Raw genomic sequence first — 12,045 nt, 5'->3', positions numbered from 1 at the left:
TTTGATGCGGGGTAAGATGGCTTTCAGAGCCACCATTTTCAGGATTAAGCTTTTTACTATTCTTGTAATCGTTGAGATGATTTTGAACAGTTTCATAGCGAATCCGCAAAGCTTGAGCGATTTGCTTTTGAGTCCAACCTTCTGCATTTAGTAAAACCGCTTTGATGCGATCAGCCACACGGCGATCTCTTTCTTTACTGTGCTGAAATTCTAGATCTTTTTTTCTTTATTTGTCAGTTCAATTTTCATGCCTTGTTTATACATAAAATTTTATTGAATTACAGCTCTTATTTTGGATTTCCCCTGCCTTTATAAGGCTTTTTTATTGGTGAGAGGCATATGAACTCCTACACAAGCCGAATAAAGTTGTTGTATTTTTGTTAAGAGCGGTATAGAGTACCAATTGCATGTGTAAAAAGAGACCCAGATTCTTGATTAACTCCTCCCAAACGTGAATGTTAATACAACTGCTCTTCTCAATTCTGAGCAGCAAGATCTCTATGGACGCTATTTTTCCCCATGTATCGGGTAACTTAGGGGTGTCTAAGTTATTCTTACATTATATAAACGCTTAAGGAGCTAATTTTAAATGAAAACCGGAACAGTAAAATGGTTTAACACAACCAAAGGATTTGGCTTTATTGCCCCCGACGATGGTGGAGCTGATGTGTTTTGCCACATCACAGCTTTAGAAGCTGCGGGAATCCGAAATCTTAACGAAGGTCAACGTGTGAGCTTTGAACTCGTTGAAAATCGTGGCAAAACTTCTGCTGGAAATCTTCAGCTGGCATAGTCGCGAGACAGTTTATCCTCAGATTAAGACCTCTCATTAAAATGTAAATTTATTTAAGGTCTTTTTTGTTGTAATATATAATTTTTAAAGGCCATAAAATGACTACATTTAGAGACATGGGTCTCCCATCTATGCTTCAACAAGCATTAGATGGGCTGGGGTTTACCCTCCCAACACCAATTCAAGCAAAAGCCGTTCCTCTTGCGCTTCAAGGATCTGATATTTTAGGATCTGCGAAAACGGGAACAGGAAAAACGCTTACTTTTGCCTTACCTCTTTTAAATCACCTTCTTGAGAACGTCGAAAGTTCCTCGGTGATTCTCTCTCCTACACGAGAACTTGCTCAGCAAATTCATAATGCCATTCGGGCCCTCATGGGTGGACGATTTGGCATGAAGACGGCACTGCTCATCGGTGGCGAGCCTTATGGAAAACAATTTTCACAACTCCGTATGAATCCGCGCATTGTCGTAGGAACCCCGGGTCGTGTGATTGATCATTTGGAAAAACGAACACTTGTGATTTCCGATTCAGATTTTCTCGTTCTTGATGAAACCGACCGAATGTTTGACATGGGATTGGGCGAACAGGTTGATGAAATTATTTCTCGCATGCCAACTCAACGTCAAACTTTGATGTTTTCAGCAACTTTCACACCGAAAGTCGAAGCCCTTGCACAAAAGTATTTGAAATCTCCTGTTCGTATTTTCGTTGATTCTGGCCACACAACGGCTCAAAATTTAAGAGAAGAAATCATCGAACTTAAAGACTCTGACAAAGATAAAACCCTTTTAAAAGCGCTCGATCAACGGGAAGGGTCCGTCATCATTTTCGTGAAAACAAAATCAGGCGCGGACCGTTTGGCGCGCTATTTAACGTCTGAAAATCATAGTGCTGCAGCCATTCACGGTGATTTGCGCCAGCAACGTCGGGAACGCGTGATGAATGCGTTTCGTCAAGGTCGTCATCGTATTATGGTGGCAACAGATGTGGCGGCACGCGGAATTGATATTCCCCACATTCGCCACGTGATCAACTATGATTTACCCCATTCCCCTGAAGATTACATCCACCGCGTAGGCCGTACGGCCCGTGCAGGTGCAGAAGGTTTTGCACTCAATTTTATTTCTTCAGGAGACCAACGTCGTTGGTATGCCATTCAAAGATTGATGCATCCTGATCAAGCCCGTTCGCAACGCTCCGAGCGCTCAGAGCGAAGTCGATCTTCGGAGGAGTCCCCACGTCGTGGAGATCGTCCGTGGGATCGCAAAAGATCGACTAGCAGAGTTTCTTCTGAAGGTCAAAAAAGTTTTAAATTTGGAAATCGAAAACCCGATTCCAGAGCAGAATTTGTTAAAAAACCAAGCAACTATGAAGGCAAGCCTCGTGATTATGAAGCTAAGCCTCGTAGTTACGAGGGGAAACCTCGCGACTTTGAACCCCGCGCAAAATCCTCCTTTTCAAAACCTCAGGGTGAGTCCAGTTTCTTTGCTAACAAGAAGCGCGATTCCGGATCTCAAAAAGATAAAAGCCGTCGTTTTGATTCATCGAAATCTGGGGCACCTTTTGGAAAATCTAAAACCGGTGAACGTTTTAAATCAAACGCAGGACCTGCAAAACCTTTTGCGGCTAAAAAACGGTCTTGGGATGGGAAAAAATCCCCAAGCTTTAAAAAAGCCAGCTAACCTCTAATTCTCCCTATTACGATCCCCTGCTTCGGCAGGGGATGCCTGATTCATTGCTCACTGCCTCTATTGTAATGATATCCTGGTTTTTTAATCGTATTTTTATCCACCTTAAATAGTTTTGACATTAAACTTTTTTATTGATAGATTCATTTTTATAGTTTGTCTTGTAAAAAAGGGTTAGTGATGTCTTTTGAAAAATCGGAATCTATTCGCCATTCCTCACGGCAGATTGTTCGTGAGTTAGGCTTTCTCAATAAATTTCCCAAATATGAGGATATTAGCGCCTCGCAAATTCATATGATGATTGAGCTTTCAACCTATGGGAGGCTCTCTGGTTCAGAGCTTGCTGAAAAGCTTCAATTGGACAAATCCACAATCAGTCGTTCCACCCAACTTTTGATGGAAAAGGGGTGGATTCAATCCAAAAGTCATGGAAAAGATGCACGCGCGAAAGATTATTCCCTGACGCCCTCTGGATTTGAGAGGATCAAGCTTTCCCATATTCGTGCCCATAGAATTGTGAATCGCGCTTTAAGCCAACTCTCTAGCGACGAGCAAAACATGGTCATGAAAGGTCTTCAACTTTATGGAAATGCCCTTGAAAAATCGAGAAAAATAGATTTTTTGGTGGCTGTGCTCCTACCCTCTTACCCCTTGAATGATATTGTTCATTTTATTAACTCCATTCAAATTCATGAGTTCTCAATTCCTGTTTCTGAGGCCATGAATGAAAGTCTTTATCAAGCCCCCACTTATTACCGTGACTCTCAAGGAGCGATTAATTTTTGGGTGGCAGAAGATGCCCAGGGAATTGTTGGAACGGTGGGGCTTAAACAACTTTCCAATAAAAGCGGTGAAATTAAGAAACTCTTTGTACGTCAAGATTGTCGTCACAAAGGGGTTTCTGTGGAACTGATTTCGCATTTGATGCAGCGGGCGCATGCGTTAGGACTAGAAACCCTATATTTAGGAACTGTCTCCCATCTTGTGGCTGCACAGCGGTTTTACGAAAAAATGGGTTTTTATCGAATCTCAAAGAATGATCTTCCTGAAACATTTGAGTTTTGCGAGGTCGATACTGAATTTTTTAAATATGAGCTATAGGAGACACAAGATGAGACTAGATAAGGCAATCAATTTTGAGGAGAAATTTTCAACATTATCAGAGGTTTGGACCCCTAAAATTCTTGCAAAATTTGATAATTATTATCTCAAAGCCGCAAAAATGCAGGGCGAATTCGTTTGGCATTCTCACCCCGAGGTAGATGAGCTTTTTATCGTTGTTTTAGGGTATCTCAAGATTCTTTTCCGCGATGGAGAAGTCAATATTGCACCTGGCGAATGTTATATCGTTCCTAAAGGTGTTGAGCACAAGCCAGTGGCGGAGAAGCAAGTTCATTGCCTTTTGATTGAAGTTGCAGGCACTTTGAACACAGGTAATTTGGGGGGAGATAAAACGGTCTCACAAGAAGAGTGGATTTGAAAAACACCCCCATCGCTTTTATTGATCCAAAGCCCTTACTTTTGAAGACGCAACGCAATTTTGACAAGGCGCATGTTCGTTTACGATTTTAAATAACGTGGGGTCCAATTTTTCCAGCGTTTTTTTATGCAAGGCCAAAACGTCGAGAAGTGCATTTTTGTTTATTTCCTCAGCGTCTTGCTGATTCTCGGCTTCAATGAGTTTACTGAGTAAACACTGCCATCCTGATATAATCGTCTTCACGGGATGTATGGGCTTTGGAAAACGTAAATCCTCAGAGTCTTTTTGTTCAGGCCTTAAATTAAATATCAGTTTGAGAGATGATTCATAAAATGCAATATTACTTGGCTTAAGATAAAGCTTAAACTCTTTCATGAGCCCTTCATACGTATAAGCTTCATCTTGAAGGGGGAGTGCTATATTGGCTTGTTTGCGAAATGAAGAAATCTCTTTCTCTTTTTCAGCGATTTTTATTTTCATCATGCTGCAAAGATCAGAAGTGGATGTAAATCCGATCAGGAAAAATAGAACAAAAAAATTAAGTAAAAATTTCATCTTTTAAAATGACCCCCATAAAAACGTTATTATGGAATGACCTTAAAAAAGAAATATCAGACTTGTCAAAGTCTTATTTACGAGGATGAGATTTTTGATAAATGTCAAGGAGATGCTGGGAATCGACTTGCGTATAAATTTGAGTTGTTGACAAGGAGGCATGACCCAAAAGTTCTTGGATTTTGCGCAAATCCCCGCCACTTGCTAAAAGATGGGAAGCAAAACTATGACGCAGCGCATGCGGCGTGAGAGATGCGGGGTAGCCCATAAAATTCCGAATATCCCTGAGTGATTTTTGGGCGGAAGACGGATTCAGGCGCCCCCCCCGTGCCCCTAAAAAAAGAGGAGAATTTGGGGCAAAGGCATAGGGTGCTGCCTTAAAATAATCCTCAATTTTTTCAAGAATGAGTGGCAAAATAGGGACCAATCGCTCCTTCCCACCTTTGCCTAAAATCCTTAAAGACGGTGACTCCTCATCCCGGTGAGGAAGATCAGAGACATTTAAATTCAGAGCCTCGCTAATCCGAAGCCCCGCTCCATATAAAAGTGTGAAGAGCGCCATATCCCGGAGTTCCTGCCAGGTTTCTGACCTGAGATTCACAAGCTCAAGAGCTTGATCTGCGGACAGGGGTCGTGGGAGAAGTTTCGGTAATCGAGGCGCTGAAAAAGACGCTGCTATATTTTTCTCAAGTTTTCCTTGCCGTTGCAGGTGTTTAAAAAAAGTTTTAAGACAAGAAAGCGTCCGCGCATTAGAGCGCTTTTGAATTTTCTTTTGGAGTCGACTTGAAAAGAAAGCACGCAAATCACTGGAGGTTAAAGATTCGAATGATGCAAACGAAACAATCCCCCCTTGATGCAACATCAAAAATTCAAGAAAAATCTTGAGATCAATCGCATAGGCCGAAAGTGTATGAGAAGACAGCCGCCGTTCATGCTCAAGCATTTGAAACCAGTCGCAAATAAAATCCAAAAGAGACGTCTCTACGAATGCTTGAATTTCATCGCGAAAAGCAGCACCACCCCTCACAAAATAGATTGCCCTGTTGAGGCCCAGTCCGCCGTAAACGTCTGGATGCCTTTATCGGTTAAGGGATGATTGTAAAGATCACGCAAGACTTTGGGCGGAATTGTCGCCACATGGGCTCCCAAACGTGCGGCTTCCACCACATGTAAAGGACTGCGGATAGAGGCGGCTAAAATCTCCGTTTCAAAATCATAGTTCGCGTAAATTTCTGCAATCTGACCGATAAGATCCATTCCGTCTTGACCGATATCATCAAGGCGCCCCACGAAAGGCGAAATAAAACTGGCCCCCGCTTTGGCCGCCAAAAGAGCTTGGCTTGGGGAAAAACAAAGGGTGACGTTAACGCCAATGCCTTCTCCGCGAAGGGCTTTACAAGCTTTGAGTCCGTCATAAGTAAGGGGGACTTTCACAACCACGTTGCTTGCAATTTTTGCCAGTTTTTTGCCTTCTTGAATCATGATGTCTGCATCCAAAGACGAGACTTCAGCACTTACAGGACCTGAGATAAAGCTCGAGATTTCTTTGATGACTTCAAGGAAATTTCCACCAGCTTTGGCGACAAGAGAAGGGTTGGTGGTCACGCCATCAATCAGACCCGTTTCGGCCAAAATACGAATTTCTGAGACATCAGCAGTATCAATAAAAAATTTCATCGTTTAAACTTTCATATCTTATTTAATCACGTTGAGAGGATTATGCGAGGGGACGGAGCATCTGTAAAGGGTCAGCGCGTGGGAAAGGTGTTAATTCCTCGTCCTTTTGAGGCCCCCTTTGATTATCTCATTCCAGATGATCTTGAGATTTCGCCGGGGTCCTGGGTCAAAGTCCCCTTTGGAAGATCGCAAATTTACGCCCTTCTTTGGGAAATTCAGGAGGACACCGTGTCTCCTTATAAACTCAAAACCATTTCAGAGGTTTTAGAATTTCCACCCATCGCTGAGACGATGCTGAAATTTTTAAATAAGATGGCAGAATACACGATGTCGCCTTTGGGCTCACTTTTGAAATTGGTTATTCCGCAAAGTGGATTTTTAGAAACACCCAAACGCGCCAAACATTTTGAATTCGGCAGACCTGATTTTGAAAAAGAAGCTCCCACCCTTTCCTTCCATCAGGCCGCAGCCAGTGCTGCTTTAAAAGAGCGCATTCAAGGGGGGCAGTATACGACTGTTCTTTTGGATGGCGTGACGGGCTCTGGTAAAACTGAAGTCTATTTTGAGGCTATTCGTGAGGCATTAAAATTGGGTGGCCAAATCTTGGTGCTTTTGCCGGAAATTGCCCTTACCTCTCAGTTGCTCTCGCGTTTTCAAGATGCCTTTGGTGTCATGCCCGCCGTGTGGCATTCAGATGTGGGGGCCGCTCAAAAACGCGAAACGTGGCAAGGTATTTTAAAGGGGGAAGTTTCTGTTTTGGTGGGGGCAAGGTCGGCCCTCTTTTTACCCTTTTCAAATCTGAAGCTCATCGTTGTGGATGAGGAGCACGACGGATCTTATAAGCAAGAAGAGGGTGTGATTTATAGCGCCCGTGATATGGCCGTCTTACGGGCCCAGTTTGAAAAATGTCTTTGTATTTTGGCGTCGGCCACCCCCTCTCTTGAAACGATGATGAATGTAGAGGACGGAAAATATATGGCCCTGAGTTTGCCCCATCGCCATGGCGGCGCTGTCATGCCTTCCATTGAACTTGTCGATATGCGAAAGTTGAAAGAAGATCGCAATCTCAAAGCCGAGGAGTGGATTTCGCCCACCCTTCAAGAGGCTTTAACTAATGTTGTTTCGCAAGGGCAGCAGGCGATGCTCTTTTTAAATCGACGGGGATATGCGCCCATGACGCTGTGTACATCGTGCGGAGAACGGATTTTGTGCACATCCTGTGAAACAACGTTGGTGCATCACAAGGGAGATGGAAAGCTCCATTGTCATCATTGCGAGTATGCGATATTCCCGCCCAAGCATTGCCCGGCCTGTAATAAAGAGGATACATTATTGCTGTGGGGGCCTGGCGTTGAGCGCGTCCATGAAGAACTTCATGCTAAAATTCCAGAGGTCCGTTCTTTGATCATGACAAGTGATACGGTGAAGTCTCCAAAAACCCTTGAAGGCACTCTTCAAAAGATTCATGGACATGAAGTCGATGTTGTCATAGGAACGCAGATGATTGCCAAGGGGCATCATTTTCCCCGCATGACTTTGGTGGGTGTTTTGGATGGTGATGCGGGACTTTCTGGCGCAGATTTAAGGGCCTCTGAAAAGACCTATCAAATGCTTCATCAAGTCTCGGGACGATCGGGGCGCGACAAAGAAAAGGGGCGAGTAATTTTGCAAACTTACTCGCCAGAGCATCCGGTGATTCTGGCACTGAAAGACCATGATCGTGCCCAGTTTTTGGCGCTTGAAAAAGTGGGTCGAGAAGCTCTCGACTTTCCCCCTTATGGACGATTGATTAGCATTGTGCTTTCAGGGTCCAATTTAGAGCTTGTGGAAAAGACAATGCGAAGCCTTGCCAAATCGTTTCCAAGCCTTGAAGGATGTGAACTTTTAGGACCTGCGCCTGCGACTTTGTCCTATTTAAAATCAAAATACCGATGGAGACTTTTAATCCAATCACCCCGAAACCTCAATATTCAACGTGTGGTTCAAAAATGGTTGAAGTCAGCTCAAATTCCCCCCATTTTAAAACTACAGGTGGATGTGGACCCTTATAGTTTTTATTGAGTCTAATTCATTTTAAAGCAGGGGTGCATGTCCGAGTTCAGCTATAGTACTTCTCCATTATATGGATAGACATTGGCTGAGGAGTTTATCAAGGAGTTGATGAAGGTTTTCTGGGTTTTGCTGGACGAGGGGGCGGAGGATGGATTTGATTTTGTGCCACCAATGTTCGATAGGATTGAGGTCAGGAGAGTCAGTTGGGGGAAAGAGGAGATGGCAGCCAAATTTCTCAATCAAATCTTTCGTTTTTGGCGATTTGTGAAAGGCGGCATTGTCCATAATCAGGGTGGTATTTTTTGATAAATTCGGCAATAAAACCTCCTCAAGCCAAGCATTAAAAAGATCTGCATGACATCCACCTTGAAAGGTGAAAGGCGCCACGAACGCACCCTTCATGAGACCGCCAATGATACTGACACGCTCTCTTTTTTGGCCCGGGATCTCCGCGTCAACCTTTTGTCCGCGCGGCGCCCAGGCATGCTCTCGATAAAGGCGATTATCAATCCCAGCTTCATCAATCCACACGATTGTTTCAGGATCTATTTTCTCAAGCTGTTTTATAAATTCGGCCCGCTTGTCTTCGTTACGTTCTTTGTAAAGCGTCGTCTTTTTTTCGTGTAATGTTTAAACGTTTAAGCCATTTACTCACGTTTTGGAATCTCAACCCCAAAGCTTCGGCGATTTGTTTGAGCGTATGATCCGGATTTTGAGCGACGTAGTCTCTGAGTTTTTGCTCATCGACTTTACGCGGATAAGAAGTGCGTTTTTTCGGTTTAATATCCCCTTGTTTATGAAGACATATCCATCGATAGATCGTGGCTTCTCCAACGTTAAAAACCTTTGCAGCCTCCCGCTTACGGCCGCCGCTCGTAATGTAGGAGATGACCTTTTTCCGCAGGTCTTCCGAATATGCTTTTACCATTCCCTCCTTATACCTAAACTTTTCCTAAAAATCTATCTATTTATAGGGGAAGGACTATAGTTTCTCTGGGGAGCGTTATAGAACACCCAATTTTCATTTTGATTGGACATAATAAAAGCCACGAACTACGTTCGTGGCTTTGAATTTAGAAATCGTGATTATTTTTTTGTGGGAATATCAGTTTAAGGACATGACTCGGTAATTGTTAAGATTCCATCACAGTTCTGAACTTGAAGACTCAACGCTTTCCATAGGTCAGATACTGATCCTGCTGGAGTATGGAAATTACTCAAATTAAGACTTGAGTCAGCATTTTGTTGATTTTTTCTTTTACATTCACAGTTCAAAAAACTATCGGATCTAATATTACAATTTTTACATGTAATTAAAAAACTCTTGTTATTGATAGGGACAGGATTAGGATTTGTAGCTTGCAAAGCAACTGCTCCAAAAACAAGAGATCCTAAGGTTAGAAACCTTGCAAAAGTGTGCATAATTTATACGCGCATAAAACCATGGGGCTTGTCCCATGGATGAAGCGCCCCTCATATAATTAGTGATATGAGGCAAGCGCAGCTTGAACTTGGCCTTTAGGCCAACGAGATACCACGGGGCTTGCCCCGTGGAGGTTCACACCGTGTTGGACTTCATACTTGAATGTGTCCCCCATTTTCGCAAATAATTCTTTGCGCCTCTTGAGAGGGGGTGGATTTTTTGTCTTTGATTAACGTAAGGGATTTTTGAATTTCAGCATCCCACGCCGTTTGAATTTTTTGCCACAATAGTGCTTTCATTTCCTCCTCAAGCCAATGCTGCGCTTGGGATTGCCTTCGTGTCTGCCACTCCCCAGATGTTTGGGTAACCACTTTATAATCTTCAATATCTTTGAAAAGAGCTTGGAACCCCTTGGATTCTATCGCAGAAATTACCTCAACTTTAGGTGTCCAGGATTGAAGACGTGGGCGACTCATCTCTAGGGCACCACGATAGGCTTGTGCTGTCTGGAGGCATCTTTCCTCAAGACCTGAGTCTGCCTTGTTGATGACAATCAAATCAGCAATCTCCACAATACCTTTTTTGATCCCTTGGAGTTCGTCCCCCAAAGCCGGTCCCAAAAGCAACAGAACCATATCTGAAAGATCATAAACGGCAAGCTCTGATTGGCCCACGCCCACGGTTTCAATCAAAATTATATCAAAACCTGCCGCTTCTGCGATACGAATAACATCTGTTGTGCGTTGCGCAGTGCCGCCTAAAATTCCACCAGAAGGGCTGGGGCGAATAAATGCGTCGGGACTTTGGGAAAGTGTCACCATGCGGGTTTTGTCCGCAAGAATCGATCCTTTAGAAAGGGTAGACGAGGGATCAATAGCCAAAACTGCCACGCGATGCCCTTTTTGGAGGAGATCACGGCCAAAGCTCTCAATAAATGTGGATTTTCCAACCCCCGGCGCACCCGAAATCCCAATACGAAAAGATTTTTCCGTAAGGGGCAAAATCATTGCAAGGAGTGCTTGGGCGTTGTGTTGATGCTCAGGACGCGAGGACTCTACAAGAGTCATGGCTTGTGCAATAGCGCGCCTATCCCCTTTCACGAGATTATCTTTGAGCTCTGAAATAATCATGCACTTAATTTATCACGAACCTAAAATGAGGGGTATAATCTTTTTTGTAGGAGTTCATATAGAATGAGACTCAAGAGGCCTCGAGAATATGAGAGTGAATATAGTGCATAGGAGTGAGGCCTTTCGCGGCGCGATGAGGCCGATAAGAATTATACTTTGAGACAGCTTGAGAGAGCTCAAAGCGCATAGAAGCTATGGAATCAGCCAGGAGGTTGTTTTGGTTGTAAAATTCCTCCCGGAATATTCGATTTCCCCGCTCAACGCCGCCGTTGTAAGTGGGCTTTTTGGGGGACAGAACAATCAACGGAATGCCCAGATCTTCACAGGCTTCCTCAAATTTTGCCATAAATTCAGAGCCACCGTCGACTTGAATGGAGTGAATTTTAAAGAGTGCACGTTTCACAAAATCGAACAAAAAGCGCTTGGCACTTGAGCTCTTCGCATGGGCATACACACTCGCATAGATAAATTTCGAGCCTCTTTCCCAAGCCTGGAAGTGCTTGAAACAGATACCATTTTTGGTGACTGTCATGTGGTCAATTTGCACCCGCTCACCAAGCGTCATCGTTTTATAATCCTTGAAAGTCCAAGGTTTTGCATGGCTTTCAAACGTCTTTTTCTTTTTGTTCTCAGGGCAGAGGGTGATTTTTGCACAAGACCCTTGTTTTTGAGGGAGGTCAGGAGACGGCCGACGGTGCTTTCGCTCAGGATTTGCCCATGGTCTCGCTTGAGAATGATGGCGATTTTCTCTTTGCCATAGGTGGGATTTTCGCGGCGCACTTTCACAAGCTGAAGTTCTGCCTCTCCCCAGTGCGGTTTGTTGAGATTTCGTGGCTTTTTTGAAGGGGGAACACTCCCTTTGTTAAGGTCCTTCAGGATCTTCTTGTGGCGATAATAAGTTGCGCGAGACATCCCGCAAATGTCTTGGCACGTGGAATCGCAAACGTTTTCAGCTTTCAACTTTTCCCAGCGCCTCACGCCGTCTTCATACCGTTTGCGATAGACGTCCAAATAGTCTTGTGTACGCGCATATGCATAAAGCCTATGCATATTTTTATGTAATCCGTGGATCCTCATCCAGTCCTCCATCAATAGGTTTTTTACATTTCCTATTCTTGAGGCCTGGTTTGGGTATGGCAATGGAGATGAGCCTCGCTACAGCGCAATTTGGGGGCACGCTCAGCTCATCTCCATCCCTCCCAATTTTGTCTCACTTCTATCTGAACTCGGACATGTCTCAATCG

11 protein-coding genes and 2 pseudogenes are annotated in these 12,045 nt (G+C 43.9%); 5 read left to right on the top strand and 8 right to left on the bottom strand.

The window, feature by feature from the left end:
* Window position 1: 1 nt before the first annotated feature.
* Window positions 2–226 (bottom strand): annotated as a pseudogene (locus Bealeia2_RS08980) (helix-turn-helix domain-containing protein); the annotation flags it as partial.
* A gap of 363 nt (window positions 227–589) precedes the next feature.
* Here Bealeia2_RS08980 and Bealeia2_RS08975 point away from each other — a divergent pair.
* From Bealeia2_RS08975 to Bealeia2_RS08960, 4 genes are all read left to right on the top strand, one after another.
* Entirely contained in the window at window positions 590–793 is a 204-nt protein-coding gene (locus Bealeia2_RS08975; RefSeq protein ID WP_331256699.1) for a cold-shock protein, read from the top strand.
* Window positions 794–891: 98 nt separating this feature from the next.
* Complete coding sequence (locus Bealeia2_RS08970; RefSeq protein ID WP_331256698.1) at window positions 892–2,478, top strand: DEAD/DEAH box helicase; 1,587 nt, start codon at window positions 892–894, stop codon at window positions 2,476–2,478.
* Window positions 2,479–2,664: 186 nt separating this feature from the next.
* A complete protein-coding gene (locus Bealeia2_RS08965) occupies window positions 2,665–3,585 on the top strand; it encodes a bifunctional helix-turn-helix transcriptional regulator/GNAT family N-acetyltransferase (RefSeq protein ID WP_331256697.1) in 921 nt (306 codons plus the stop codon).
* Window positions 3,586–3,595: 10 nt separating this feature from the next.
* Window positions 3,596–3,964, top strand: coding sequence for a cupin domain-containing protein (locus Bealeia2_RS08960; protein WP_331256696.1), 369 nt, complete (start codon window positions 3,596–3,598; stop codon window positions 3,962–3,964).
* An 18-nt stretch (window positions 3,965–3,982) separates the two neighbouring features.
* On the opposite strand, the gene Bealeia2_RS08955 is transcribed toward Bealeia2_RS08960, so the two are convergent.
* The 3 genes from Bealeia2_RS08955 to fsa all read right to left on the bottom strand — a co-directional run bounded on the left by Bealeia2_RS08955 (window position 3,983) and on the right by fsa (window position 6,196).
* Window positions 3,983–4,447, bottom strand: a complete 465-nt coding sequence (locus Bealeia2_RS08955; RefSeq protein ID WP_331256695.1) for a hypothetical protein — start codon at window positions 4,445–4,447, stop codon at window positions 3,983–3,985.
* A gap of 145 nt (window positions 4,448–4,592) precedes the next feature.
* Entirely contained in the window at window positions 4,593–5,546 is a 954-nt protein-coding gene (locus Bealeia2_RS08950) for a tyrosine recombinase XerC (protein WP_331256694.1), read from the bottom strand.
* Window positions 5,543–6,196, bottom strand: a complete 654-nt coding sequence (gene fsa / locus Bealeia2_RS08945; protein ID WP_331256693.1) for a fructose-6-phosphate aldolase — start codon at window positions 6,194–6,196, stop codon at window positions 5,543–5,545. The genes Bealeia2_RS08950 and fsa overlap by 4 nt, the downstream gene beginning before the upstream one ends.
* 78 nt (window positions 6,197–6,274) lie before the next feature.
* On the opposite strand from fsa, the gene priA reads away from it, so the two are divergent.
* Window positions 6,275–8,257, top strand: coding sequence for a replication restart helicase PriA (priA, locus tag Bealeia2_RS08940; RefSeq protein WP_331256692.1), 1,983 nt, complete (start codon window positions 6,275–6,277; stop codon window positions 8,255–8,257).
* A gap of 57 nt (window positions 8,258–8,314) precedes the next feature.
* On the opposite strand, the gene Bealeia2_RS08935 is transcribed toward priA, so the two are convergent.
* The 4 genes and pseudogenes from Bealeia2_RS08935 to Bealeia2_RS10690 all read right to left on the bottom strand — a co-directional run bounded on the left by Bealeia2_RS08935 (window position 8,315) and on the right by Bealeia2_RS10690 (window position 11,878).
* On the bottom strand, window positions 8,315–8,815 hold the full coding sequence (locus tag Bealeia2_RS08935) for an IS630 family transposase (protein ID WP_331255963.1): 501 nt from the start codon (window positions 8,813–8,815) through the stop codon (window positions 8,315–8,317).
* A 22-nt stretch (window positions 8,816–8,837) separates the two neighbouring features.
* A complete protein-coding gene (locus Bealeia2_RS08930) occupies window positions 8,838–9,176 on the bottom strand; it encodes an IS630 transposase-related protein (RefSeq protein WP_331255234.1) in 339 nt (112 codons plus the stop codon).
* 647 nt (window positions 9,177–9,823) lie between these two features.
* The gene (gene meaB, locus Bealeia2_RS08925) at window positions 9,824–10,801 is read right to left on the bottom strand and encodes a methylmalonyl Co-A mutase-associated GTPase MeaB (RefSeq protein WP_331255265.1); all 978 of its coding nucleotides are present in this window, start codon (window positions 10,799–10,801) and stop codon (window positions 9,824–9,826) included.
* Window positions 10,802–10,871: 70 nt separating this feature from the next.
* Window positions 10,872–11,878, bottom strand: a pseudogene (locus Bealeia2_RS10690) (integrase core domain-containing protein).
* Window positions 11,879–12,045 lie beyond the last annotated feature (167 nt).

Origin of the sequence: Candidatus Bealeia paramacronuclearis (assembly GCF_035607555.1) — a bacterium.
GTDB lineage: Bacteria > Pseudomonadota > Alphaproteobacteria > UBA9655 > UBA9655 > Bealeia > Bealeia paramacronuclearis.
This window is presented reverse-complemented; position numbering and strand designations above follow the sequence as displayed.